The 26455-nt window shown below is 50.5% G+C and carries 23 protein-coding genes, 1 tRNA gene and 1 pseudogene; 22 read left to right on the forward strand and 3 right to left on the reverse strand.

Annotated elements, in window-relative coordinates; all coding sequences use genetic code 11:
* The first annotated feature begins 18 nt into the window (after positions 1 to 18).
* The 9 genes and pseudogenes from EPA93_RS42440 to EPA93_RS42475 all read left to right on the forward strand — a co-directional run bounded on the left by EPA93_RS42440 (position 19) and on the right by EPA93_RS42475 (position 8889).
* Positions 19 to 291, forward strand: a complete 273-nt coding sequence (locus tag EPA93_RS42440) for a MoaD/ThiS family protein (RefSeq protein WP_129893355.1) — start codon at positions 19 to 21, stop codon at positions 289 to 291.
* Between the two features lie 9 nt (positions 292 to 300).
* Complete coding sequence (locus tag EPA93_RS42445) at positions 301 to 1236, forward strand: PLP-dependent cysteine synthase family protein (RefSeq protein WP_129893356.1); 936 nt, start codon at positions 301 to 303, stop codon at positions 1234 to 1236.
* Positions 1230 to 1649: a M67 family metallopeptidase gene (locus tag EPA93_RS42450; RefSeq protein WP_129893357.1), complete on the forward strand. Its 420-nt coding sequence runs from the start codon at positions 1230 to 1232 to the stop codon at positions 1647 to 1649. The genes EPA93_RS42445 and EPA93_RS42450 overlap by 7 nt, the downstream gene beginning before the upstream one ends.
* A gap of 546 nt (positions 1650 to 2195) precedes the next feature.
* The gene (locus EPA93_RS42455; protein ID WP_129893358.1) at positions 2196 to 4007 is read left to right on the forward strand and encodes an ArnT family glycosyltransferase; all 1812 of its coding nucleotides are present in this window, start codon (positions 2196 to 2198) and stop codon (positions 4005 to 4007) included.
* A gap of 356 nt (positions 4008 to 4363) precedes the next feature.
* The gene (locus EPA93_RS42460; RefSeq protein WP_129893359.1) at positions 4364 to 5068 is read left to right on the forward strand and encodes a metal-dependent transcriptional regulator; all 705 of its coding nucleotides are present in this window, start codon (positions 4364 to 4366) and stop codon (positions 5066 to 5068) included.
* A 310-nt stretch (positions 5069 to 5378) separates the two neighbouring features.
* A complete protein-coding gene (locus tag EPA93_RS42465) occupies positions 5379 to 6614 on the forward strand; it encodes an NAD(P)/FAD-dependent oxidoreductase (protein ID WP_129893360.1) in 1236 nt (411 codons plus the stop codon).
* Between the two features lie 259 nt (positions 6615 to 6873).
* Positions 6874 to 6945, forward strand: a pseudogene (locus EPA93_RS51205) (zinc-ribbon domain-containing protein); the annotation flags it as partial.
* An 18-nt stretch (positions 6946 to 6963) separates the two neighbouring features.
* A complete protein-coding gene (locus tag EPA93_RS42470) occupies positions 6964 to 8130 on the forward strand; it encodes a hypothetical protein (RefSeq protein ID WP_242527245.1) in 1167 nt (388 codons plus the stop codon).
* Between the two features lie 414 nt (positions 8131 to 8544).
* The gene (locus EPA93_RS42475) at positions 8545 to 8889 is read left to right on the forward strand and encodes a hypothetical protein (protein WP_129893362.1); all 345 of its coding nucleotides are present in this window, start codon (positions 8545 to 8547) and stop codon (positions 8887 to 8889) included.
* 63 nt (positions 8890 to 8952) lie between these two features.
* Here the strand turns inward: EPA93_RS42475 and EPA93_RS42480 are convergent, their stop codons facing one another.
* Together EPA93_RS42480 and EPA93_RS42485 are read right to left on the reverse strand one after the other, a co-directional pair.
* Entirely contained in the window at positions 8953 to 9603 is a 651-nt protein-coding gene (locus EPA93_RS42480) for a response regulator (protein ID WP_129893363.1), read from the reverse strand.
* 41 nt (positions 9604 to 9644) lie between these two features.
* Positions 9645 to 10769, reverse strand: coding sequence for a sensor histidine kinase (locus EPA93_RS42485; protein WP_129893364.1), 1125 nt, complete (start codon positions 10767 to 10769; stop codon positions 9645 to 9647).
* 481 nt (positions 10770 to 11250) lie between these two features.
* Here EPA93_RS42485 and extP point away from each other — a divergent pair, with 481 nt between their 5' ends.
* From extP to EPA93_RS48820, 11 genes are all read left to right on the forward strand, one after another.
* On the forward strand, positions 11251 to 12057 hold the full coding sequence (extP, locus tag EPA93_RS42490) for a selenite/tellurite reduction operon b-type cytochrome ExtP (RefSeq protein ID WP_129893365.1): 807 nt from the start codon (positions 11251 to 11253) through the stop codon (positions 12055 to 12057).
* 47 nt (positions 12058 to 12104) lie between these two features.
* Positions 12105 to 12647 carry a cytochrome b family protein gene (locus tag EPA93_RS42495; protein ID WP_129893366.1) on the forward strand — a complete coding sequence of 181 codons (543 nt, stop codon included), beginning with the start codon at positions 12105 to 12107 and terminating at the stop codon, positions 12645 to 12647.
* Between the two features lie 30 nt (positions 12648 to 12677).
* Positions 12678 to 13382 (forward strand): QcrA and Rieske domain-containing protein, encoded by a 705-nt coding sequence (locus tag EPA93_RS42500; protein ID WP_129893367.1) that lies wholly within the window; start codon positions 12678 to 12680, stop codon positions 13380 to 13382.
* Positions 13383 to 13554: 172 nt separating this feature from the next.
* Positions 13555 to 14550 carry a plastocyanin/azurin family copper-binding protein gene (locus EPA93_RS42505; protein ID WP_129893368.1) on the forward strand — a complete coding sequence of 332 codons (996 nt, stop codon included), beginning with the start codon at positions 13555 to 13557 and terminating at the stop codon, positions 14548 to 14550.
* 108 nt (positions 14551 to 14658) lie between these two features.
* The gene (locus EPA93_RS42510) at positions 14659 to 16161 is read left to right on the forward strand and encodes a hypothetical protein (protein WP_129893369.1); all 1503 of its coding nucleotides are present in this window, start codon (positions 14659 to 14661) and stop codon (positions 16159 to 16161) included.
* Between the two features lie 334 nt (positions 16162 to 16495).
* Positions 16496 to 17965, forward strand: coding sequence for a glycogen synthase GlgA (gene glgA, locus EPA93_RS42515; protein ID WP_129893370.1), 1470 nt, complete (start codon positions 16496 to 16498; stop codon positions 17963 to 17965).
* 100 nt (positions 17966 to 18065) lie between these two features.
* A complete protein-coding gene (locus tag EPA93_RS42520; protein ID WP_129893371.1) occupies positions 18066 to 18941 on the forward strand; it encodes an RNA polymerase sigma factor in 876 nt (291 codons plus the stop codon).
* On the forward strand, positions 18934 to 19620 hold the full coding sequence (locus tag EPA93_RS42525; RefSeq protein ID WP_129893372.1) for a hypothetical protein: 687 nt from the start codon (positions 18934 to 18936) through the stop codon (positions 19618 to 19620). Before EPA93_RS42520 ends, EPA93_RS42525 begins: the two co-directional genes overlap by 8 nt.
* Before the next feature lie 182 nt (positions 19621 to 19802).
* Positions 19803 to 21011 carry a nickel pincer cofactor biosynthesis protein LarC gene (gene larC / locus EPA93_RS42530; RefSeq protein WP_129893373.1) on the forward strand — a complete coding sequence of 403 codons (1209 nt, stop codon included), beginning with the start codon at positions 19803 to 19805 and terminating at the stop codon, positions 21009 to 21011.
* A 36-nt stretch (positions 21012 to 21047) separates the two neighbouring features.
* Positions 21048 to 21623, forward strand: coding sequence for a DnaJ family domain-containing protein (locus tag EPA93_RS42535; protein WP_129893374.1), 576 nt, complete (start codon positions 21048 to 21050; stop codon positions 21621 to 21623).
* Between the two features lie 156 nt (positions 21624 to 21779).
* Positions 21780 to 21977 (forward strand): group I intron-associated PD-(D/E)XK endonuclease, encoded by a 198-nt coding sequence (locus EPA93_RS48820; protein ID WP_165423766.1) that lies wholly within the window; start codon positions 21780 to 21782, stop codon positions 21975 to 21977.
* 9 nt (positions 21978 to 21986) lie between these two features.
* On the opposite strand, the gene EPA93_RS42540 is transcribed toward EPA93_RS48820, so the two are convergent.
* Positions 21987 to 22058 (reverse strand) — tRNA-Thr (locus tag EPA93_RS42540).
* Positions 22059 to 22647: 589 nt separating this feature from the next.
* On the opposite strand from EPA93_RS42540, the gene EPA93_RS42545 reads away from it, so the two are divergent.
* The gene (locus tag EPA93_RS42545; RefSeq protein ID WP_129894816.1) at positions 22648 to 23292 is read left to right on the forward strand and encodes an XTP/dITP diphosphatase; all 645 of its coding nucleotides are present in this window, start codon (positions 22648 to 22650) and stop codon (positions 23290 to 23292) included.
* A 29-nt stretch (positions 23293 to 23321) separates the two neighbouring features.
* Positions 23322 to 26402 carry an exonuclease domain-containing protein gene (locus EPA93_RS42550; protein WP_129893375.1) on the forward strand — a complete coding sequence of 1027 codons (3081 nt, stop codon included), beginning with the start codon at positions 23322 to 23324 and terminating at the stop codon, positions 26400 to 26402.
* The last annotated feature ends 53 nt before the right edge of the window (positions 26403 to 26455 follow it).

Below are 26455 nucleotides of genomic sequence, written 5' to 3' on the forward strand. Positions count from 1 at the left end.
CGAAGGAGATGAAGATATATGGCAACCGTTCGTCTGGCCCCTGTATTGCGAGCAGCCGTTGGAAACTCGAAGAAGGTAGTTGCTCAGGGAAATACACTCGCCGAAGTTCTCAGTGATCTGTTTCAGCGCTATCCGGACTTAAAGGAACAAATCCAGACGGGAGATGAGCTGAGCAAATTTGTAAATGTCTACGTCAATGACCAGGATGTGCGCTATCTAAAGCAGTTGGCGACGGAAGTCGGCCCGAATGATACCGTCAGCCTTTTGCCTGCTATGGCAGGTGGATTCTAGGAGTAGCTCATGCGCTATGGTAGCATACTGGAGACCATTGGCAACACCCCTCTGGTAGAATTGAAAAGCTTCAGCCCGCACCCAGGCGTAGAGATATATGCCAAGCTAGAGGGGATGAACCCCTCTGGCAGCATCAAAGATCGGGTGGCCAGGAGGATGATCGAAGAGGCCGAGGCAAATGGGAAACTAAAACCCGGTTCAATTCTGTTAGAGCCTACCAGTGGCAATACTGGTATTGCCCTGGCAATGATCTCTCGCATTAAAGGATATCAATTTATTGCGGTCATGCCGGATAATGTCACCAGAGAACGTCGCCAGATGCTCGAATTATATGGCGCACAAATCGTTTTCTCTGATGGTTCTCAGGGGAGCAATGGCGCTGTCAGGCTGGCGCAAGAAATGGCGGCCCGCGATGAGCGCTATGTGATGCTCTATCAGTACGGAAATCAGGCCAATCCTGGGGCGCATTATTATGGTACCGCTCTAGAGATTATCAAGGACTTACCAGATCTTGATGTCTTTGTCGCAGGCTTGGGTACTGGTGGTACGCTTACGGGAAATGCGCGGCGTTTAAAAGAGTATAATCCAGCTATCAAAATTGTGGCGGCTGAGCCACTGCAGGGCGATGGCGTGCAAGGGCTGCGCAGTCTTGAGGATGGTTTTGTTCCTCCCGTGTTGGATCAATCACTCCTTGATGCCAAGATTCTTGTTTCGGGTATTGATGCAATACGCCGCACACGGCAGTTGAAGGATCAGGAGGGTATCTTTGCAGGCCCTTCGTGTGGAGCTTCTCTGCACGCGGCATTGCGCGTTGCCTTAAGCCTTGAACGTGGTAAAATTGTAACGATTCTTGCCGATGGAGGCTGGAAGTACCTGAGCGAGGATTTGTGGACGCTGGAACTGGATGAGCTCGAAGACAATTTAGAGGCAAAGATATTATGGTAGATAGTTTTGTCGTGCGTATTCCCGAATCTCTTTACAAGGAGATGCTTGCCCATATTGAGGCAGGCTATCCAGATGAGGCCTGTGGGGTGATTGGCAGCGTTGACGGTCAAGTCGTGAAGAATTATCCTACCGCTAACGCTGCTGAGCATCCTGATGATTTCTCTATTATCAGTGATGCCGACTTAATCCGTATTTATAATGATGTCGATGAGTATGATGGAGATATGATCTATTATCATTCTCATCCCCGTTCTGAGGCCTATCCCTCTGCTCGTGATATCGAGTGGGCTAAACGCGGTGGCTACCTCTATCTGATTTTTTCTCTCCAATATCGCCCGGAACCTCCTTATGCCAGGGTGTTTCAGATAGATCAGAATGGTGGGGTAACTGAAGGAAAGGTTGAGGTTATCTGAACAGCCTGTCGCCAGATCTTATGGCTGGTGAGGCCATCATTAAGCAGACGGGTAGGGCCTATTTGCTGGCTCTGCCCCTGCTTGAAGCCTCTGCATGCTTGACCTTCCTCGATGTGCTTAGCTGGCTCACAGGCTGGTGTGTAGACTTGCTTGCGCTTAGCAGAACGATTTTAGGGAAAAACCTCCTCTCCCTCTCTCAACAGGCTTAAGTCATCAGAATGTGGCATTAGGCACGTCTGGTTACAGTGGGCCATTTTCTCTGACTATACTCCTAATTGCATGCATAATTCGGCATATTATAGTAGTGTATCTAGAATAAGTATTGTATATGATATCGTAAGCATAAGACCTTCGTTTCGCTTTGTACTTGCCTATGCGGGCTATTGTAATGACTTGTGCATAATGTTATAATTTTTATCTGCGTACAGGATGAAAAAATGGAATTAGGCGTAAATATCGATAAAGTCAAGTTATAATTCCTCTATGCTTTGTGCGGCAAAAGATGCATTAGAGGAAGAATTTTGTGCAAAGGATATTCTCTCTACTATGTCTTCATGGAGTGAGTACTTGCGAAAGTATTTCAAGCTGAGTAAGTATGGATTAGGGGCCCTGGGGCTGATTGGCCTGGCTGTGATGTTACGTATTCTGCTGGTTTGCCTGGGATGGCCTCTGTTAGATAGTGATGAGGGGACGTGGGGATTGATGGCGATGCATATTGCTTATCGGGGCGAGCATCCCATCTTTTTTTATGCCCAGGGATATATGGGGGCATTTGAATCGTACCTGGCGGCTGGGTTGTTTCGGCTGTTTGGGGTTTCGACCTTAACGTTACGCCTGGGCCTGATCCTGATGTTTGCAGCCTTTCTGCTAGGTATGTACTTGCTAACAAGTCTGCTGTACAGCAAAAAGTTTGCTCTGGTGACGCTGGTATTGCTTACCCTTGGCTCAAACGCTGTCCTGACACGAGAACTGGCTGTTCTTGGCGGTGATCCAGAGACTTTGCTTTGTGGCGCGTTTATTATGCTACTGGCTGTCTGGCTTGCCCTCTCCTCTCGTCCGGATCGAAGCACGCGCAACCAGGGGCGCCGTCTGCTTGCCTTTGGGGCCTGGGGCTTTGCGGTAGGATTTGGCATATGGAGCCATCTAATTATTCTGCCGTTTGTGTTTGTTGGGGGGCTTATTCTGCTAGCATTTTGCTGGCGGGAAATTATCAGCTGGGCGCCGCTCTGTTTGCCGGTGGGCCTGATAGTGGGAGCGCTTCCTTTTATTATATATAACCTGCAAGCAGCTCCTGGTAAAGATACACTGACTCTTCTCTGGAAAGTCAATCGTAGCTTTGGAATCACTCAACCTCCTCTGGCGCTTCTCTTGCCCCAGGAGATCAAGGGTGCTCTACTGGTCAGTCTGCCAACCTCTACGAATGCCAATCCGCTTTGTCCGGTAGCTGATGTGCATCTCTGGCAATTTGATAATCTGAATGCTATTCGCTGCACGCTCGTACATACAGGTTGGTCGATAGGAGTACTGGCTCTATGGGCCGTTGCGGCCTGGCTTGCCTTAAGAGAGCTCTGGTTATATTGGCGCCTCTCTCGCTCTGGCATGTGGTCGCTGGATGAGCGGCAAGGGACAATCCTCTCCTTTTCGCGCCTGGCCTTGCTTGTGGGCAGTGCAATAACCTTTCTGCTCTATATGTTTAGTCCCAGCCCTGCGCTCTTTCCTGTGGCTACTTCACGCTACCTGGTAGGTTTTCTCATTACTACTCCTGCGCTTCTGTGGCCTCTCTGGCATGAAGCCAGGTTGATGAAGCCTATCGCTCTACGTTTTGTACGCCTGGCTGGCAACATCTATCTCAAACGCGTTGGGGCAATTCTGAGAAGAGCAATCCTGTTAGGCATTGGCCTTGTCTTTCTTCTGGGAACAGTAAGTACCTTTACAGGGATTCCCGCCGGACCTTCGCTTGACCCTCAACACGATATATATGTGACTCAGTATACCGATAGACATCTGGATGTACCCGAGACCCAGGCGCTTAATCGACAGGAGGCCTATCTGATCCAGACCTTGGTGCGCCTCAAGGCTGTGCATGTTTACTCGGACTACTGGACCTGTGACAGAATTATCTTCCAGAGTCGAGAACAGGTGATCTGTAGCGCCGTAAGCAATCGTCTGGGGCCTGGGCACGATCGCTATATGCCCTATCGGCGAATTGTGACTTCTGATCCGCATTCCTCTTATGTTTTCAGGACCTTTTCTCCTATGGTGAGTGCTTTTGAGAGACGTATGGCCACTTCGCCACATTATAGACATTATAAGCGTATTGCGATTGATGGCTATGTAATCTATCAACCGCCATCTTAGCAGTATTTCTGTGGCTGCCGTTGCCAGGAGAATGGAGAGGGCCTGAAGTCAGGCCACTAAAGGGCTGATCGGTACCTAGTGGCTATTTCCTTTTCGCCCTCTCTGATGTTATGCTTACAGGAGCCTTGCCGATGCTACTGTGACAAGAGAGACTGTGGCGGGGATACATGGCCTCGCCGTCGAAGGCCGTTGTATATACGTCTGACCTTGTGCACAGAGCTGCCTGCCCTCCTCCTGACTACGGAAAGGAGTGGCGCGATCCTGAAAATGCAGATGCAAGCCCTATTTGCAATTATCCTGTCATATGGTATCATACTTTTAGAGGCATAAAAAATAGGTTTGAAAGGGGGAAAACCGTGCATAAACCTATTCAGGAGCTTGCGCCTCGCATTAGCGATTGCCTTAAGTTAATCTATGCTATGCAAGAGCGAGGCCAGAAGGTCTCAACTTCGGCGGTGAGCGAGAGGCTGGGCGTAAGCGATGCAACTGCGACGATGATGTTTAAAGATTTTGCTTCGGCCGGTTGGGTTGAGCACGTTCCATATCGTGGGGTTCGTCTGACGCCGCTGGGGGAACGCAAAGCCATGGAAGTTATTCGCCATCACCGTTTGCTAGAGCTTTATCTAGCGCGTGAGTTGGGCTATAGCTGGGATAAGGTCCATGCTGAGGCTGACAAGTTAGAGCATGTAATCTCCGAAGAATTTGAGGACAAGCTTGATGAGCTCTTAGGCTATCCCACGGTTGATCCGCATGGCGATCCCATCCCCAGTAAAGATGGTATTATTGAACAGCGCCAGGGACAAACGCTTGCCCAGCTAAAAGAGGGTGAACTGGCCCAGATTCTACGTATTAGCGATCAGGACTCAGAGAAGCTCTGCTACCTGGGAGAGCTTGGGCTCTATCCGGAGACAGTTGTGCAGGTAGTTGGGAGAGCCCCCTTTGGAGGACCGCTGCGCGTTCGGGTTGGTAGCGGATCTGAACAGACCGAGCAAATTCTTGGCGCCGAGCTGGCTGAGCATATCCTTGTCTCCGTGTCTCGTAGTGGCGAAGTTTTGCAGTGAGAGATGTAGCAATTGTGTTTTACCCCCTGATGTTAGTTTTTGTGAGCTGCCAGCACTGTAGTTTCCAGGAGTTCTAGAAAATATCCTTGCGAACTTGATGCGCAACTTATGCCGAAGGGAGCCCAGGGACTTTCCCTGGCTTTTCCTTCTCCCCCGACCGCCGCAAATAGAAAAATGCTTGTGCACGGCTGAGTTTAGTAAATTCTTAAGAAGCCTATGGCGTTATCCGGGAAACTATGCTAAGATTTCCTGTACGTGCAGAGTTTTATCGTATCCGGCGAGTATGAATCTATAAACTAAGGAGATATTGTTGGTAACTCACGATAGACGATATGTAATCATTGGCAATGGAGTGGCGGGTACAACTGCTGCGGATACATTACGCAAGAACGATCCCAATTGTAGCATCCATTTGCTCACCAACGAGCCCTACCCGCTATATAACCGTGTTTCACTGCCTCGTTTCTTGCAGGGCAAGCTCATCGAGCAGAAGGTGATGATACGCGACTTTGCATGGCATGAGCAGCGCAACATCAAGCTCATCACAGAAACGATTGTGACGGGTGTTCATACAGATGAGCAGGTGGTGGTCACTGATAGTGGCTTAACGCTTCCCTATGATGCTCTGCTGGTGGCAACTGGCGGTTGGGCGAATCCCTTGCGCGTGCCCGGAACGGATGGGGTAAAGCATATTTATAATTTCGTAACATTAGATGATACGAAAACTATTATTGCTCGTATGCTTGAATCGCGCACAGCTGTCGCCTATGGCGGAAGTTTTATTTCCTATGAATTGTGCGATGGCTTTGCTTTGCGTGGGCTCAATACCACCTGGCTTATGCGCGGTCCTTACTGGCTGCGTAGCGCTCTCGATCCCGAGGGCGGCGAGGTCGTCGATAACATTGCCAAGAAATTTGGTGTGGAAGTCATCCACGGCGACGAGATCGAGTGCGTCATCCCTAAAGATGGCGTTCCTAATTATGTCAAGACGAAAAAGGGACGCGAGATCCAGGCAGATATGTTGGGGGTTGGTCTGGGCATAACCTTGAACACAAAAATTTTGGCTGATACGCCTGTTGAGGTACGTCAGGGCGTCGTTGTCAATGAGTATCTTGAGACGAATGTGCCGGGCGTCTATGCCGCCGGCGATGTGGCCGAGTTCTACGATCCAACGATTGGCCATCACCATACAATGGGGACCTGGGATAATGCTTTAGCCCATGGGCGCGTTGTGGGTGTTAACATGGCAGGTGGGCACCAGGCATATGTAGATGTGCCAACCTACACCAGCCCGCTCTTTGATGTCAATATTGCCGTGGTGGGTACTGCGGAATCAAATAATCCCGAGCTCACTTCTATTTCGCGACGCGAACCAGGCGAGAAGGGCAATGAGAATTATCGCAAACTCTTCTTGCGCGATAATAAGATGGTTGGCGCGCTTATGATTGGCAGCCCTAAGGGGCGCAAGAAGCTTGTTGAGCTGATTAAGAATCAACATGTGATTGAGACCGCAGCTGAGCAAGAAGAAATATTAACCTTGAAGTAGCTCTGGCACACGCAAGCACAGATGAAATAATTGGCTGGTACTGGCAAGATTCGGTGCCAGCTAATTGCTTGTGAGATAGGCAGCAGGTGCCTTACTCTTAGGCAAGAAGGCATGTTCCAGGCGCTCTCATTTCCCTTTCTGGGTCGCGCTTGATCGATGTTAATGAGGATTTGGAAAGCCTTAAGCCCTCAAAAAGCTTGCTGGTTGGAGGCAAGCTATGGTACTGTTAGGGAAACTATTCAGGTACAGGAGATGTTCCATGGCCATCCAATGCATAAAATGTGGGAAAAAGCTGCCAGATGATGCTCGAATATGTGATAACTGTGGGACCGTGGTTGAAGATAATCAAGTGAGATCGCGTTCTGTATCAACGAGTGATGAAACCCTACAGGCTCCTTTTCCTGGTGAAGCTGCCAACTTGGGCGTGCGCGAACAGCTAGCCCAGCAGCCTACAACCCAGCTTTCATTCCCTGGTATCTCTGCTGAATCTCCGAGGCAGATCAGTTGGCCTGGCGTGCAAGCAAGTAGTGAGGCAGATCCTGCTCAAGAACAGCAGGATTGGAGTGTAGAGAAGCAGACGACCGGGCAAGCAGAGGAGCAAAAAAAGCATCCTCCAATGCAGGATACTTTGGAAAGCGCGCAGGATAGCAGCCTGGAGGACCAGCCTACCCGACCGATAACTGCGGCTGAGCGTCAATACCAGGATCAGGCTACTATGTCTGAACAAACCTCTCCTATTGATGAGTTAGATACTGTGCATACAGCCGTACCCCCTTCCACAGCTGATGCGTCTGTTGATGAGCTAGATACTGTGCATACAACTGTACCGGCATCTGCCCCTGATGCGTCTGTGATGCACACTCCTCCACCACATACTCCGCCGTTATCTCCGCAATCCCTACAGCACTTCGGCCAGGCCCTCTCTGGGCCATCTGTGCAGGGGTGGCAAAAGAAATTTTCTCAGCTGGGGCCAATGGTAAGCAAACGCAGGACTTTTCTGATCGTGATAGCTTTGTTATTGGTTCTCTTGTTTGGAACTGTTGGGGCCTGGATGACCATGGCCCAGCCTTTTAGCGTGGCTCCTGTTACCCAGCCCTGGCAAGCCTTTCAGGACCAGGGACTAGGCGTTTCATTAGCCTACCCAAACGGATGGACAGTGCAGGTGGATCATGGCAAATCCGCTGTACATTTTTTCGATAGTAGCCTGACTGCGCAGTTTGAACTTGAAGTCGTCCCGTCTGCAACCGCTAACCTGACCCAGTACCTGCAGCAGCAGGGAGAAAATCTGGGCATGACAAGCGTGAAATCGGGTTCGCCGCAGAAATTTGCCGGGACAAGCTGGCAACAAGTCCAGGGGAATATGCTGCGTAACGGAGCTAACTATGTAGGATCGATTCTTGCCGCGGTTTATAGGGACCATACCTACAAAATAACGCAGAGCGCTCATCAGAGTATCTATACAGATGAAGAGAAAGATGTTTTCTCGGTTATACGTACTTCACTTAAATTTGTATAGGATTGAAATTATCTCTAACTTTTCTACTTCGCCCTGGAAAGCCTGCTGGTACTAGCAGATCTTACGAAGCCTGACTGGCAGTCGCGATCTAGCGGCTTCCAGGGCAACTTTTGGCTAAATACTATGATATAATGTGCATTGCATTGAGAGCATCTGATAGACATGCTGACCTGGACTGTAGCTTTTTTGCAGTCATCCTGAGCGCGAGATTGCGTTTCTCGCTCTCCCCCGGGTCCACCTGGCGTGAGGCCAGCGCCATGGTTCCCCTTCCTTCTGGAGGCGAGGGGTGTCAAGAAATGAACTTAATTGTGTCATAGAAAGCGTCTCTAGCTGCGTATGCACATAGCTATAGAGAAAGATGATATGGAGAGAAAGGAGAGCGCAGGAAAGCTATTGCCTGCGCATGGAGAGCTTATGGATGATATTCATTTTGAACGTCATTTTCGTACGCCCTATTCAGAAGGTTACTATATTATGCAGGGAAGTAGCCTGCAGAGCAACAATCGTTTAGGAACTGTAGATATTCACTTTACCACAACTGCCGTCCATGGCACGCTGATTCTAGAGCGCGAGCTTGAGGAAGCCGATCTGACGAAGCTTATTGAACAGATCGATGAAGATCTCGTACTTTCGGCAGATATGCCACGTGATGACTTCCTGGTAAGTGTGTATGTGGGTAAGGATGTTGGTTTCTACAGCGATGAGTACTTTGCGGAAGAGAATAACGACAGCCTTGATTTTGATGATGAGGACGAGTAGTTGTAGCTACCGCTAACCTCTTCCTTATGATAGAGACAATACTAGGATAGCTGTTCTGGTTGACTAATCCTCTAGCAGGCCGCGCCGCATAGCATATTTGACAAGTTCGGCGCGGCTATGGAGATTGAGCTTATCCATGATATGGGTGCGGTGGGTGTCAACAGTTTTGGGACTAATGACAAGGCGCTCAGCAATCTGATTGTTAGTATAGCCCTCGGCAACTAATTTCAATATTTCGCGCTCACGCTCCGTAAGGCTGCTATAGCTATCCTTCTCTTCGCCTGTGCGAACTCGCTGCAAGTAATCCCCTACCATCACAGATTGAGCCGTGGGGGAAAGATAGAATTGGCCGCTCTGAATGATGTGCAGGGCAGAGATAAGGTCTGTGTCCGCCGCCTCTTTCAACATATAGCCGGAAGCGCCGGCGCGTAGCGCTTGAAAGATGTACTCATCGTGCTCATGCATAGTCAGGACAAGCACTTTGACATCAGGGAGCAATTTTTTTATCTGTTTGGTAGCCTCAATGCCATTGATATCGGGCATAGTGATATCCATGAGCACGATATCGGGCTGCAACTTTTGAGCCTCATGAATAGCTTGCCGACCATCCTGTGCTTCCCCTACGACTTCCATATCTGGTTGGGCATTTAACATCATTTTTAAGCCCGCGCGCAGGATCGTATGATCATCTGCCAACAGTATGCGTATCTTCATTGCTTTGTGATTCCTGATTTATGAATGTTGTTGACGTGTATTTATGTAGCGTGCGTTCTCTCGCCTATACTATAAGCTGATCCTACCGAAGTTTTCCTTGTGGAGAACGCCGTCGTAGGAAGCGGAATACGAACGTCAATGGTTGTGCCCCGACCAATTGTTGAGCTAATTGTGAGTGAGCCGTCGAGCAATGTGGCACGCTCTTTCATGCCAACCAGGCCCCAGCCGCGTTCCTGGCCCGGTCCTGGCATTTTCTCTAATTGCTCAGCATCGAAGCCATGCCCATCATCGATAATTGTGGCATGGACAGCATCCGGCTCTTCTTCAAGGGTGATGCTCGCGTTATGTGCCTGAGAATGCCGGGCAATATTAGTTAAGGATTCCTGTACTATTCTGTAGAGCGCGGTCTCCATTTCGGGAGAGAGTCGGGCTTTAAAGCCTGTAGCCTGGAACTCGACGCTGATCGGGAATTTCTGTTGATATTCCTTGATATACCAGCGTAAGGCCGGCAATAGCCCGAGATCATCAAGCGTACTGGGGCGCAAATCTATACTCAAATTGCGAATTGCACGCAGGGTTTGATGAGCAAGTTTGCGCGTATCTGCTATCCGATCGCGAGCTTCCTGAGTTGTGGTGGATTCTTCGAGCACAGCCAGGCTAATGAGCAGCGAAGTGAGCACTTGCGACGTTTCGTCATGCAACTCGCGAGCTATACGTTTGCGCTCTTGCTCCATGGCATTAATGCTCTGCGTAACGCGCAAGCGATTAGCCTCGTCAATCGCTTCAAGCATCACGTTAAGCGTATGGGCAAGTTGATCGGCCTGTGGGTCCATCCCGGTAATGGGAGCGCGCAACGTGCGTTCTCCGGCCTGCACGCGCTTCATGACTCTGGCCAGATCGGTAAGCGGACGGAAAGCTATCTGGAGCAGGACAAAGTTAAAGGCCACACTGACCAGCCAGCCTACAATAACAAAGGCAATCAGGATGGTTGGGGCGCCCGGCAGGCTGTTGAGTCGTGATGCTAGCCAGGTGCCGCCTGTGGCGCCGACAAAGATGATCAGGCTGTTCGCCAGCAATACCTTATAGATAACTGGTATACCGAGCAGCTGTCTGATTAAGCGGTTGCTTGGCGCAACCTTTTTATTGGGAATAATGGGATCTGCCATTGAAAATTCTCTTTGCAGGGATACAAATTTTTCCTTACAATTGTAATTGTATCGGTTATCCGTATGAACTGTCAAACAGCATAGTAGGGACGTTTTACTCGCCTAAGAATCAGGTGTATGTCGTGTAAAAAATCAGGTACTTACCTGATGTCTCTCTCAGGAGGTGGAAGTAAGCTAAATTTATTATCGAATAGAGGTGGCGTACAGAGTTGTGCGATCCCTTACATAACCTCGCAGTCGGTAGAGTATTGAAGGTAATACATGTAGCGAGAGTAGCTAATCGACTGGCCAGGTACGTACATAGCGTGCCGGTGTTATTACAAAAAATAGGGAAAAGGTGCAGAAGTTCTGGCTCCTACGCAGGTCTCAGAGGGGTATTCGGGAACACAGCTCTATGATATAATCAGCCACACAGTATAAGAACTTTTGCATAGATATCTTTCCAACACGGTCAAATCTTTGATCCTTTTGAGGAGGCACAGTGAGCTCTACTACTAATAAAAGCTTACTAGATGTGGCGACGCAGAAGATCGTCGAGAGCCAGGTCTGGCGCTCTATTTTCCGCCATGGCTATCCCGACACTCCATTGAACCAATCATTGGTGATGATGGGAAACGTATTTCTGCATCTCCACCCTGTTAAGGTCAGCCGGCAGGCTATGAAGATTACCTATACCTGGTGTATGGGTGGAATATCTTTCTTCCTATTCCTGTTGCTGACGGTTACCGGTGTCTTTTTGATGTTTTATTATGTCCCGAGTACGCAGGTAGCTTATCAGAATATCAATCAGTTAAGTACTGCTGTGTCCTTTGGGCACCTTGTGCGTAACATGCACCGCTGGGCGGCCCACTTGATGGTTGTCTCGGTGACGCTGCATATGATTCGTGTCTTCTATCACGGAGCATATAAGCCGCCGAGAGAGTTCAACTGGGTTGTGGGCGTGCTGCTCTTCTTTGTGACCTTATTCTTGAGCTTCACAGGTTATCTGCTTCCCTGGGACCAGATTGCGCTCTGGGCTATCACTGTGGGTACTAACCTGGCTCCGTATGCTCCCTTGCTGGGCGACACTGTTTACAAGATCCTGCTGGGAGGAGGTGCGGTTGATCAGCCCACGCTGATACGCTTCTATGTTGGCCATGTGATCTTACTCCCGCTAGCTGCGGCTCTGTTGATGGCAGTTCACTTCTGGCGCATCCGTAAGGATGGCGGTGCCGCTGGTCCGCCACCCCCATCTCGCCGTGAGGTAGAGGCTCCACAGGAGCGTGCGACGGCTAGCGCTGCTCGTTAAAAGGTTGTCTGTTCTGTACAGTGTCTACGATACATTGAGAGGATACCATGTCGATTGAACAGAAAGAACCAGGAGTACAAACGCAGTCGTCGGCCACGCAGCGGCGGTATCGTACACTGGCTGTCGTAAGACAAGAAGCTATCACACGCGTAGAGAAGCCGCTTGAGGATTCAGTCTTTGTGTGGCCTCACCTGCTGGTTCGCGAGTTTTTCGCAGCGACGGCGCTGACGGTGATGATAACTTTGCTCTCTATTGCCATTGATGCTCCGTTGCGCCCGCCGGCTGACGCGAGTCAGACGCCGAACCCGGCGAAAGCGCCGTGGTACTTCCTGGGTTTGCAGGAATTATTGCACTACTTCCCGCCAACAACTGCTGGTGTGCTGGTTCCGGGGTTTACCTTGGTGGCCCTTGCCGTCCTGCCATATGTGGACCGCAACCCGAGCCGGGCTTATGCTGATCGCAAGGTGGCCATAACCATGTTCACTATGTTTGTAGTGTTCTGGGCTGTGATCACGTTAGCAGGAAGCTTCTTCCGTGGTCCGGGTTGGTTGTGGATATGGCCCTGGCAGAGTATCTACTTTGACCTATAGGCAAGGAAAAGATCAAAAGGATAGTCTCATATGAATAATATTGATACACCGCCAATTACGCCTCAGCAATATGAAGTTTTGCACGGCGGGGGCGCTGAAGCTGCAGAGATTGCGAAGCAGCGTCTCTCGCGGCGGCGCTTCCTTCGCCGATCTATGCTTGCTGTATGGGGGCTTTCGGCTACAGCGGCGGTAGCTGGCGCCTTAGATATGCTTTATCCCGGCCTTTCCGGCTCCTTTGGCTCTTCGCTGGTGGTGGGCAAGAAAGCTGATTTCAAGCCCGCGACGCCGGCTCAATTTAAGCTTGAAACGGCCGGTGTTTACCATCGCCCGGTGGCGAGAACCTATGTGGTTCATCTCGCGCCAGACACGAAGTGGCTGTTGACCGGGCAGAGTCTGCAGGATCAGTTAGGTTCTGAGTGGGTCACGAAAGATAGCGATGGAAGCTATTGGATCGCGCTCTATCAGCGTTGCGTGCATCTTGGCTGTACCGTTCCGTTCCGCGATGATTGCCTTAGCTTCAAGTGCCCCTGTCATGGGTCTCACTATAATGTGAACGGTGAGTTCCTTGATGGCCCGGCTCCTAGAAGTCTTGATCGCTTCCGGATGTCTTTTAGTGGCGATGATGTTGTGGTCAATACTGGCCTTTTGAATTATCCAAACCAGCCGGTTCCGCATCCTGATCCGACAACGCGCTTACTTCCTATACCAACGGTCCAGTGTAGCGCTGGCGGTTAATGTGCTGCTGTATTTGCGCAATACGCGATATGAAACACATCGCAGGTTACTGTTTCTCAGGGCGGACTGCTAACCCAGTGGGTTTTGAGAAGCAGTATCCTGCCGGACAATATAGGATTGATATGAGCCCTTTTCTTTTCATAAATGGGTATCTGTCAAAAGGGTGTGTGTTATGGTAAATTTTGGACAAGCTGCCGTGGGCATCATCCTGCTGCTGATAGTAGTGGGCGGCTTGCTGTACTTATTCTACTCCCGTACAAATGCCGTTGAGAAAACGGGGTATGGGTCGCTTATCATGCTGGCACTTGTCTCGCTGATGATCCCGACCTTCTGGATCATGGAGTCGAACAACCAGGATACTGCCAAGGTGACGCAGTTTGAGAATGCGGTCCAGTCAGGTATGCAGCTCTATGCTCAGTACTGTGTGCAGAATTGCTACGGTATTAAAGATAATAAGATTGTAAATGCTACCTATAATGGATATCCTCTAGAGCAGTTTAAGGCAATGACCGATGCGGATGTGCAAAGGATTATCTCGGCCGGCATTTATAATCCTGCGGCTCCTCCGCCTCCTAATCCAAATCTGATCCAGAAAAGCGATCAGTATGGCGGGGCGCTGCTTAGCGACTATGTAAATTACCTGTTTGACTTTATTCGCTCGTCCGATCCGAGTTATTTAGCGAAGAATGGCTACCCGACAAACCTTAACGGTTTTGCAAAGTTGCCATCATACCTTCAGTCTTCTAATCAGCAGCAGTATCAGGCGGCGGTGACATACGCTAGCCTTGGGCAGTTTGGAAAAGCTGTTGATATGACGAATCAGAAGGAGGTCACCATTGATATGGTGAACCCTGGTGAAAACGGGGCAACTTGTGAGAGCAAGACTGCCTGCTACGCTGCGATCAATGTTAAGGTCAAGGTAGGCACTGTGATCACCTGGGTCAATAAAACTTCTGTGGGTCACACGGTGACAGCCATTGAGGGTCAGGATACGTCTAAGGCGGCTCCGAATGTCTTCGATTCGGGCCTGACGACTTTGATCCCGACGAATGGGAAGTTTTCCTATACTGTGACGAAGGCTGCTTATGATTTGAACGCGGATCATTCAGTAACCTACTATTGCCGGGTTCACCCTGATATGTTGGGGCGGCTAGAAATAGTTGAATAGGTGTTAGGTGTCGCGGCTCGCAAGGGTCGCGATGACATTCTTTGCTAAGAGCTGGTCATGTCGTTATGTGATAAATCGTGAACGGCATGTCGAAAGGGATTGCGACTCATGCAACAAGCTCACCGTCGAGAGTTGCCAGAACAGATGTCATGGGCGCGCGCGGTAATTTTTGCTGTTGGCTTTTTCTTTATCGCGGCCATTCTCATCGGGCAACTTCCTGGATATGTTTTCTTGCAGATGACCGCTGCAACCCTTGATGGGCTGGAGCGTGGCTGTTTCGGGCTAGCCGTCGTCTGCCTGGGGGGCTTCATTATCATTCAGGTGATAACGATGCTCTTCGACCCGAAGCCAGTAATACCACCGGCTATTTTTACGACCTTAGGCGTTATATTGACTGCGGGTGGTCTGGCTCTGGCGATCTGGTGTACTACAACCGGCTGCACGCCGACAAATCCTGATTGCAATCAGTATTTTCCGCGCGCTGATACCATTTGGAATCCGGTCCTGGGTGGTAAAATACTCTGGTTTGAGCCTAAAGCGCTTGACTTGCTGATGCTTGGCGTTGGCATTCTTGGCGTTGGCCTGGCGATGATTTTCTATAGCATTCTAGCTATGAATGAGCAGCGCAATCCGGAGCGCCATGATCCAGGTACCACTCCTGCGATCCGCTGGCTGATTGTCATCGGAACTGTTCTGCTGCTGGCATTTGTTATCGCTTATTCCTATGTGGATGACAAGGGACTGGCTCATGCGCTCTTTCCGGCCCATCCCTACTTTGGGCATAAGCTGCTGATGCTTATCATCACACTTATTCTCGGGGCAGCGATTGTGGCTGCGCTGGGGGCTTTCCTCCTGCGCTTGCATTACCTGATGCGCCCGGCACGTAAGCGTACGATGGCTCCTCTGTATGCGGTTGGTGCGCTGGGATTGGCCCAGACGGGGGCAATTTTCCTGGTGCTGGGAATTGTAGTCTATCCTCTAGTAAGCTGGATTCATACCTGGAGCTTTATTGGCTTGAATGAGTATCTGGTTAGCTGCGCGAAATCAGCGGAAATTCCGCAGAGCTGCACCTTCTCGCAGATGGCCGGCTACCTGGTCGATGCGATCATAACTACCAATTTCTTTGTGCTACTGATGGCAGCCATCTGGGCCTGGAAGTCGAATCGGAACGTGGTGATTATCGGTTCCTTTGTGACTGTAGCAGCGATTGGGGCGGCGACGCTTCTGCTGCATATGGCTCCTGAGCAACTGATGGTGGCGATGATACTCTGTGGCGCGATGCTCATTCTGGTAGGGATCTGGACCAGCGTTGCTCGCCGCGAGTTTGCTGTGGTGGGTGAGAAGAATCTGGGCTGCCTGGGTCAGTGGCTGATTATGGGCACCTGTCTGTTCATCTATCTCGGCTCGTTTGCGCTCTTCTCGCTGCCTGTCTGGGACCCGGAGACAGAGACCAATATTCCGTTTGTGGCCGGTCAGCTTATTCCGCCGCCTACGGTGCCGGGAGAAGCACCGCCCATTCCTGCTAACGATGCTGTGGTGTTGCTCGTGCTGATGGCCATCTTGGCTGGCATTCAGTTCTACTTCCTGGCACGTAATCGCTACAAGGCGTAGCTACCGAATACATGTCGGTTATAGTTGTTAAAATGTACAGCTAGATAAATACTGATACAAGTTAAAGGGAAGAGCCTTTCTGCTCTCAGTTGATGGACTGAGGTGAGGTGGAAAGGCTCTTTTCGTTAATTAAAAGGAGGTGGATGGTGAGCCTCTATTTCTGTGATAAAATAGGTATATTCGTTAAGCGTTGTAATAGTTGAATGCGGTTCGCGGCCCACCGGGTTGTCCTATATGGGGATAGGTGCGATCAGAACCATAGTTGTTGAAAGGAGAAGCGGCGTTTCCTCCTCATGATTCTTGAAAAACAGGGATCGCTCCGCCGCAAAGTCTGATGCAGTATGAACAGCGTCTCAAGGTCCTGATCCTTGCAGCAGAAATTGTGCCGTTTGTCAAAGTTGGTGGTTTAGCTGACGTTGTAGGGGCATTGCCTAAAGCTCTGCAGGCCCTTGGCCATGATGTCCGTTTGGTCATGCCTCGATACAGACAAGTCGATCCTGAACGTTTCCACCTGAGCACGGTAGCTGAAGCCGTGCCTGTGGCGATGGGCAATTTCCGCGTGCCGGTCAATGTGCGCTTGGGTGAGATCGGGGATCAAATTCCAGTCTATATGATAGACGCTCCTCGCTACTTTGAGCGAGAAAATATTTATGGGTATACTGACGATGGAGAACGCTTTATCTTGTTTTGTCGGGCCGCATTAGAGGCTATGCGCACGCTAAACTGGGCCCCCGATATCGTACATTGTAATGACTGGCATACCGGTATTGTGCCCAATTGGCTGCATACTGTTTATCGTGATGATCCCTTATTTGCGCAGGCGGCTACCGTCTATACTATCCATAATCTGGCCTATCAGGGTATATTTGGCTATCGTATCCTTGAGGTGGCGGGAGTGGCGGCTAATGGATTCCTGTATCCCCAAATTGCAGAACTGGCAAATGTCGTTGATATCATGGGGCGAGGTATTCTTTTCTCAGATGCCATTACGACGGTGAGTGAGCGCTATGCTCAGGAGATTCTGACGCCTACCTTCGGTGAGAAGCTTGATCATTTGCTGCGCTCGCGCCGCGATCGTCTCTTTGGCATTCTCAATGGCATTGATTATCAGGAAATAAATCCTTCGACTGACCGCTATATTCATGCGTGCTATGATGCCTCTTCGCTTGATAAGCGCGCTGAAAATAAGGCAGTGCTGCAGGAGCAGGCTCATTTGCCTGTGCGTGCGGATGTGCCTTTGCTGGCGATGATCTCTCGCCTGGCAGATCAGAAAGGCTTTGATCTCCTATCTCAGATTATTCAACCGCTGCTCTCGCAAGGGGTGCAGTTTGTGGTATTGGGCATTGGTGATCAGCATTACCATGAACTATTTCAAAATCTTGCGGCTCGCTATCCTGAACAGGTGGCCATCTTCCTGACTTTTAATGCCGAGCTGGCGCAGCGTATTTACGCGGGCAGCGATATGTTTTTGATGCCTTCTCGCTTCGAGCCGTGTGGTCTAAGCCAGTTGATTGCGATGCGCTATGGCAGCGTGCCTATTGTGCGCCACGTGGGCGGACTTGCCGATACGGTGCAGGAGTATGATCCGCTGACGGGTGAAGGGAATGGCTTTGTTTTCAATAACTACGATCCCTGGGAGCTGTTTGCGGCAATCATTCGTGCTTTAGAGGTCTATCGCTTCAAGGAGAGCTGGCGAACTCTGCAATTGCATGGGATGGCCGCTGATCACTCCTGGCATGCCTCCGCGCTCCGCTATGTGGATGTCTATCGCAATGCCCTGGAGTTCCATCATAGCGGAAAATAGCGTTCTTAGGCTCCAACATGAGATATAAAGAAGCGGAGGCAGCGCAATGTCTTCCGCTTCTTCATTTTATGCCCCTGGATAGAGTAAATTGACGTCTGGCATGAGAAAGACTATACTGAAAAGGGATGAAGTTGCAGATGTCTATTTGGAGGTTCAGGGCATCGTGGAGTTTATAGATGCTAATGATGGCTGTGAGCGGTCAACTCCTGGAGTTGAGCATAATATTTCTCTGGCCCAAATATATGATGATCTCCCCGTTTATGGTTCCTCTGCTTTTTGGCAAGCTATTGAAGCTGCCGATCTTCCCCTCGAAGTACTGGTGCGCTGCTTTAGAAGCACCTCTGGCTATGGCGATATATGGGGGCGCAATCGCCTGATAGAAGTAATACTTTATCGCGTACAGTCTATGAATGAGCGCTGGGCTCATAGTATGCTTAAAAATCTGGGCATATCTGCTGATGAGCGCTATGCATTGGCCTGCGATCTCTGCGCAGATCTCAGTGAAGCGATGTTTCGCGCATTAATGGACCCTGGGCGTCGGTTTTGGGAGGAGAACTTTTTACACTGTTTGCGCTTTGAGCGCAGACATATCTATCAAGCCTTTATGATGCGCGAGGGGCGCTGGGGCAGTCTGAAGGTGAAGCGCAGCGTGCGTATACCGCGAGAGCTAATTGCCAGCCTTGATCGCCAACCACGTGGATCGGAGGAGGAGCCTGGCTTGATTGATATTAAAGATGAAAAGGCCGAACTGATGCTGCAGGCGATAGAGAAAGGCGAGCTTTTGCGCCTGGTAATGAGCCTGCCCGGTAAGCTTAAGGCCGCTGTGCTTCTGGTGTTCTGGGAGGGGAGAACTGAGAAGGAAGCGGCAAGGATTTTATGTATTACCGATCGCACTGTGCGGAATCGCATACGTGAAGCTGTAAAACTTCTTCGGGACGCTCTGGAGATGGATGATGGAGGGTTTTTCTATGGATGAAAAGCAGGATGCTGTATTACATATTACCGCACGCTACGTTGAGGAGTTCCAGGCTGGCCAGCGTCCAAGCCTGAGTGAGTACCTTCAGCGTTATCCCCAATATGCTGAGGATATAGCCGATTTTGTGGCTTACTATCATATGGCCGAAGCTGCTATGCCTGAGGTTGAAGCTGGGCAGCAGCCAGGCGCAGAGAGCAACACTGCTCTCTCTGCATCGCTAGAGCGCATATATGGGAAGCTATTGCGAGCCGCAGATGCCGATGGACCAATTTCGCTCCTGCTTGCTCAGGCTCATATTGCTGAGCCTTCATGGTCCTGGTTGGCGCAAAAGCTTGATCTAAGCGTTGATATTATTGCATTATTAGAACAGCGCTTGATAGATCCGGAGACCGTGCCGGTAGAGCTTTTCAAGCGTACAGGCCAGCTGCTGCGCTTGCCTCTGGCTGTGATATTTGCCTGCTTTGATTTGCCCGAGCCGGAATATGAAGATCGGGTTGGGACATATGCTAAGCGGCACGGCCCCGGGCAGCTTGGGCGGAAAAGAACCTTGAAGGTGGCTGAAGCGGCAGAGGACTATACGCCGGGTGAGCGGATGCGGCCCTTTCGCCAGGCTGTGAAGGATAGCCAGCTTCTAACGACAGAGCAAAAAGCCTTCTGGCAAAGCCAGCTTGAGCATTGAGCGTTGTAAGGCTATAAAAGAGCCCACTCTGCTGAAGCAGAGGGGAGGCACTGACGGAAAAACAGCCTCATGTGGGGGAGAAGATTGTTTTCCCGCCAGTACCCATAATGAGGGGATAATTGAGAGAATAGTGAGGTCTCTCATCTAGACATAACGTAAAAGATAGGATAATTTGAGGTAAAATGACACAAAAAATTGCGTATCTCGATTGTTTTTCAGGAATTAGTGGGGATATGTTTCTGGGAGCGCTGCTTGATGCCGGGCTCCCGTTTACGACCCTTAAGGAGGCCCTGGCGGCTCTTCCGGTACAGGGCTATCAGCTTACACTTGAAAAGTATGAAGATAAAGGGATACGTGGTTCGCGCCTGAAAGTTGATATGACCGAGGAAGCGCAGCCAACGCGCCACCTGTCTGATATCGTGGCCCTGCTAGAGGCCTCAACGCTTCCGGCGAGTGTGCGTGAAAAAGCGCAAGCGATCTTCCGGTGCCTGGCCCAGGCTGAAGCTACTGTGCATGACACAAGTATCGACGAGGTTCATTTTCATGAAGTGGGAGCTGTGGATGCAATTGTGGATATTACCGGAGCAGCGATTGGCATTGAAGCCCTAGGAATTGAACAGTTGTACGCCTCTGCACTTCCCTTGACCAGCGGCTATGTGCAGGCTGCGCATGGCGTTTTGCCTGTGCCTGCCCCGGCGACGTTGGAGATCTTGCGACGCGTGAAGGCTCCCTGGAAGCCTTGTCCGGCCGAAGGCGAGCTGGTAACTCCCACGGGAGCGGCGATTTTGGCAGCCCTGGCCCGCTTTGAGACGCCGAGGCTGACCATTGAGAGTGTGGGTTATGGCTATGGCCAGAAACGCCTGGCCTGGCCAAATTGCTTGCGCCTTTGCCTGGGGCAGTCTCTTGAAGCATCTGCCACAACTTCAGGACAGGCCGAAACAGATTGGGTAACCGTTATAGAGACGCATATTGATAATATGAGCGGCGAATTGCTAGGTCCTCTGATGGATCGGCTCATGGCGGCAGGCGCCCTGGATGCAAGCTACACACCGATACAGATGAAAAAGAATCGCCCGGCCACTCTAGTAACGCTTATCTGCACGCCAGAGGATGGTGAACGGCTGGCAATGCTCCTGCTGAGCGAGACAAGTACCCTGGGTGTACGTATACAGGAGAAGAAGCGCCTTAAGGCCAGGCGTGCTATGCACCAGCTTGAGACGCCGCTCGGAACGCTAGCCGTGAAGGTAAAGCTGCTGGGCGAGCGCGTTATCGGTGCTGTGCCGGAGTATGAGGATTGCTTGCATATTGCCAAAGAGCGTGACCTGCCGCTTGTGGATGTGTATGAGCTTGCATTGAGGACTGCTAAAGAGCTTATAATTGAGAGTAGATAGCAGAAACAGTCATATACAGAATAGTGCAGGTGAGCTATGGATTTTGTAGATTGGCGTAAATCGTCTGATAAAATGAAGATTGGCCAGGAGCAAGCGGAAGAGTCGGCGGGACCAAAACGGCGCGGCAAAAATTTTGCTCACTATATCGAGGAGCAGATTTACGAGGCCCAGGTGCGCGGGGACTTCTCAAATTTGCCGGGTGAGGGCAAGCCATTACAATTGGATGATGATAGCGCGGCAGGGGATATGGCACTTTCCTATCACGTGCTTAAAAGCCATGGTTTTGCGCCGGCTGAGATTGAGCTGGCCAAGGAGATCCGCACCGAGATGGCCAGGGCCGAGAAGAAGCTAGCGAAGGTTATGCATCAGAGTAAGGCCTTGCGCACCCGGCGCGTTCCTCCATTTCCCAGCGAAAAGCGTTCTTTTAACATTATTGCTGGGAATGCTGCTGCCGAATATGAGAAGACGCTGCGCGGCTTGAATCGCAAGATTATGACCTTAAATCTGAGCACGCCCACAGCTATGCATCAGAAGTTTATCGAGGTCGAGAAACACATGCAGGATTTCTGGGCGGCCTGTCCGCTTTTTGAGGATGTGACCACGCCTTCTTAATCTTTTGTTGGCATGCTTTGGTATGGCTTTATCGGGCCTGCAGAATCTATTGAGTATGCCGTAAAAATTTCTACTGCTTGCTCACAAGCATACAATTCTGCCAGCCTGCACCTATGATAGGCTGGCAGAAATTTTGCAGCTATTACGTATGCGCGTGTGGGGGGCAAACCGCATATCAGAAAAGGTTACAGAGGAGAGACAGATTATTTCGGAGTATATTTGTCTGATACTGGCAAAGCTTATCTTGTGCCTGTAGAGGATGTACCGGCCTGCTCTTTGGGAAGGTTGCGCTTGCAGGCGACGAAGGATAATCAACAGAAAGGCGTACGCTGGGCCAAAGATTATGAATTATAAAAAAAGAGGAGCCGGTGAAGGGACTTGAACCCTTGGCCGCTCGATTACGAATCGAGTGCTCTACCACTGAGCTACACCGGCTTAAGGAACCACTGATAACTTGCGGTTCCTTTAGACGGGTTAAATTATAATCCGAAACACCCACGCTGTCAAGCGGTTTTTCCTGAGCTTTTGCAGAACTTATGGTTGCCTCCATGCGCATTGTCACTCATTAGCAATACGTATGAGCTTTACCTGGTACCTCTCTGGATTTCTTCAACGTATATAGCCCTATCCGGCCCTGACACTTATCTTATGTGAGAAAGTTGTTGACTATAGCGTAATAAATGCTATAGCGCTTTTCCTGCTGTGTTATACGAAGCTTCCTTAGCGTATCCAGGTTACCTTTTTGCCCGCTTGAGCGCTGTAATAAAGCACGCGCCATTTGCGGAAGAAGACATGTATCCAGGACTATTGGCCTAGAGGATAAGATCCTTGCATGTGATGTATAGAGCACATCCATAAGGAGTTTTGTGCTGCATCAAGGAGAAGAAGCAGTCCTTCAACAACAGTAAAAGGTATGTATTAAGGGAGAATAGACACATAGTGCAGCCTCTCAATCTCGACAACTATAAAGTGATATGGTAATATGAGTGACAATGTTCCGGTTTCGTCTAGTTTGGAGACTTATATGCGTGCCTTATTGGTGGCCACCACAAATCGTCATAAGTTAGAAGAATATCAAAACATCTTTGCTGACCTCCCTTTTGAACTACGCTCATTAAATGATATCCAGCTAGACATGGATGTAGAAGAGACGGGAACCACCTTTTTAGAGAATGCAGAATTAAAAGCTCTGGCCTATGCTCGTGCTTCCGGTCTACTCTCGCTCGCCGACGATTCTGGCTTAGAGATAGATGCACTGGGAGGCGCCCCTGGCGTGTATTCTGCCCGTTTTGCCGGGCGAGATACCCCCTATGAAGAGAAATTTAGGATCATCTTACAGCAACTTCAGAATGTGCCAGTAGAGCAGCGTACTGCTCGTTTCCGCTGCGTTATCACCCTGGCCGAACCATCAGGGTACCATCGCAGCGTAGAGGGGACGATAGAAGGGTTGATTGCAGATGCTCCTCGGGGAAAATACGGTTTCGGCTACGATCCTATTTTCCTGGTGCCTGAGTTTGGGATGACAACGGCTGAGCTAACGCCGGAACAGAAGAATCGTATCAGTCATCGGGGGCGTGCTGCGCTTAAGGCGCGCGCACTTCTTGAGTATTGGTCTCCTCCTTCTCAAAATGTACGCGAAGGGAAGCGAGAAGAGCCTAAACAAGAGTGATCGAGAGAGATACGAGGAGCGATTAAAATATGGCGAAGAAGTCGTCCATTCGTGTAGCTCTTGACCTGGAGACCACGGGGCTACATGCGGAACAGGATGCTATCCTGGAAGTTGCTGCAGTCAAATTTCAAGGGTCCACAGTTATTGATACCTTTGAGACATTTGTTTCCCCAGGCCGTGCTATTCCCTATCGAGTACAGAGGTTGACAGGTATCAAGCCAGAACAGCTAGCAGGTGCACCTCTTTTTGAGACGATTGCTAAGAAGTTGCAGAATTTTCTCGGCGATTTTCCTTTGGTGGGCCATAGTATCCCGTTCGATGCTGGTTTTTTACGCCGCTGGGGATTGGCCCGCACGAATCCACTGATTGACACCTTTGAGCTGGCAACTGTGATGCTGCCTTCCTTGACCAGCTATAATCTGGGCCAGGTCGCCGAGACATTGGGTATTCGTGTACCTGAAGATAGACATAGGGCTATGGTAGATACTGTCCTGGCCATGGAAGTGTTTATATCGCTTCATCAGCGTCTACAAGCGGTTGATCTGGCCTTACTGAAAGATCTGGCCAACCTGGATGCACCGCGCTCCTGGCCCCTGCTACATTTCTTCCGTCAAGAGTTGCGTGAGCGACAAGAGCGCGATGGGCTGTATGGCTCTCTGGGACGGGGTAGTTTTGGAGATAGTCTGGCTGCGCAATTGGGTATGGACCCACGCGTACTCTCCTTTGCGATTGCCCAACAGGATGAAGCTGCTCCGCCGCGCCTTTCTGCCTCAGCGACGGCCACAGATCCCGAGACGCTTAAGGCCATCCGAACTTTTAGTAAGGAGCCAGCCGAACAGGCCATCTCTACTGAGTATCAAGTTGCGTGCAGGGAGGTTCAGCAGGCTCTTGAGCAACGCACGCCATTGATGCTGGAGGTAACGGTGGGAGGGAGCGATTATACGCCGGCTTTGCTTCCAACTCTGGAATGGTTGAAGGAGGCCTCTTCTGAGGCTGCAAATCCTCCTCGCCTGGTGATTGCTTGTTCCAGCCAGCAGGCAGCCCGGCGTCTGATTGAAACAACTTTGCCCACTTTGCAAAAAGAGCTAGATTCTCATTTTTCCGTGGCCTATCTAGCTGAGCGTGGGGGATATCTCTGCGTTCATCGCTGGTTTGGGGCTGCTTTGCGCCGTACAAGCGGAGAATTGACAGCCGAGCAGGCGCGTGGCCTGGCCAAACTCGGATTATGGGCCCAGCAAACCTTGACAGGTGAGCGCAGCGAATTGACGCTCCTACCTCAGGAGATGGCGGCCTGGGAGCGGATTTCCTCGGGAACTGAACGCGTGGCATCCATGAATACTCGCTCTGGTACAGCCTATGAGCATTGCACCTATCGGCGTAAAGGCTATTGTTTTGTCAGTAGAGCCGAGGAGCGTGTAAACGCAGCGAGTATCGTCGTAACCACTCATGCTGGACTTTTCGATGATCTCTCGCACTCCCATTCGCTCCTGACCGGGATCGGGCGTCGCTTGATCCTGGATGCTGATCTGTTAGAGGATGAAAGTGCGCGCTGGAGTGGCAGCGAGTTGGATAGGACACGTCTCTTTAATTTGCTCAATACTATTGGTACCGAGCTACCAGATGGGCGCTATCAGGGACTCTTAGCCCTTGCCGCTCCATCTATACGAGAGAACGGGCCGGGAGGTCTGTCAACGACACCAACAATTGCTAAATCAGAGCTGGATGCGCGTATGCTGGCCTGGTTTCAGACCTTGCGGCAGGCCCGGACATCTGTCGAAAAGCTCTTCGGCAGCTTTGGTCATTTGATCGCTGAGCATGTCCATCAGAGCAGTGGCAAGGAGAAAGGGAAAGGCAGCTCGACAGGACGTTCTTATGGAGGGCGGAACAACGAACGCCTGGATCAGCCCCTACGTCTGACTGCACATATCCGCAACCTGAGTGCATGGGGGGAGATAGAGCAGACCTGGCAAAAAACCTCTCAGCGCCTACAATCGGTGATCGATCTTGTTCAACAAGCCGAAAAAACGATTCTAGATACGCCGCGCAATCGTCGCCGTTCCGAACTTGGCAGCGGTGAAACCGGCCCGGTGGCTTTAGAATTGATGACTGTCGCGCAACGTCTGCATGAACAAAAGCAACTGGTGCAACAAGCACTTTCGCTGGAGAATAACGACGCTGTTTACTGGTTACGCATGCCTCCTATGCAATCCTCATTTAATAACCATCATCAATCGTCCCATCAGCGCCATACAGAGGCTGCGGGACCTCGCGCCGAGGATACGCCGATTCTCTATACCCAGCTTGTGCAAACTTCTGCTTTATTGAAGCGCTTATTGCTGACCGAAAATACAGGCACAATCTTTGTAGGCAACGCGCTCTCGGTTGATTCCTCTTTTGCCTTTACACAAGGGCGCCTGGGGCTGGAACAGGATAATCAAACAGCTCTATCCCTGGTAACCGCGCATAATGAACAAACATTATTGTGTTTGCCAAATGACGTACCGGAGCCGAATGCGCCACACTATCAGCGCCACCTTGATGAGACCTTGATCCAGATGGCAACTATGTTAGAGGGCCAGCTTGTTGCTCTCTTTACTTCGCATGCTGCCCTGCGCAGCTCGTATGCTACGATTAAACCTCTGCTGGAGACGCGCGGAATTCTCGTCCTGGGACAAGGGATTGATGGCTCCCCACGTCAGCTCTGGCAGGCCTTTCAGCGGCAAGAGCGGGTCGTGTTGTTGGGAACTGGAAGCTTCTGGGAGGGGGCTGAAGATATCAATCGGACACCTGCTTGCATAGTGGTTACGCGCTTACCGATGCCAGTTCTGAACGACCCACCTATTGCGGCGCGCGCCGAACAGTACTCAGACCAATTGCATAATTTTACTGTACCGGTTGCTTCCCTACGTTTGCGACGAGGCTTAAACCGCCTGGCCTGGAAAGATGCTAGAAGGAAAGCTGTGGTGCTCTTTGATCGGCGCATAACGTCAAAAGAATATGGTTCGACCATTCTGCATAGCCTACCACCTTGTTCGCAGAGACAAGCAGCTATATCTCATATGCCCGAGATGATTCTCGATTGGCTCACTGGAACTGGCTCCTGGGAGTAGTTCACGAACCGTTAGAAAGGCTTCATTGGTAGGAAAGGAGCAGTTTAAATGGC

This window comes from Ktedonosporobacter rubrisoli (genome assembly GCF_004208415.1).
GTDB lineage: Bacteria > Chloroflexota > Ktedonobacteria > Ktedonobacterales > Ktedonobacteraceae > Ktedonosporobacter > Ktedonosporobacter rubrisoli.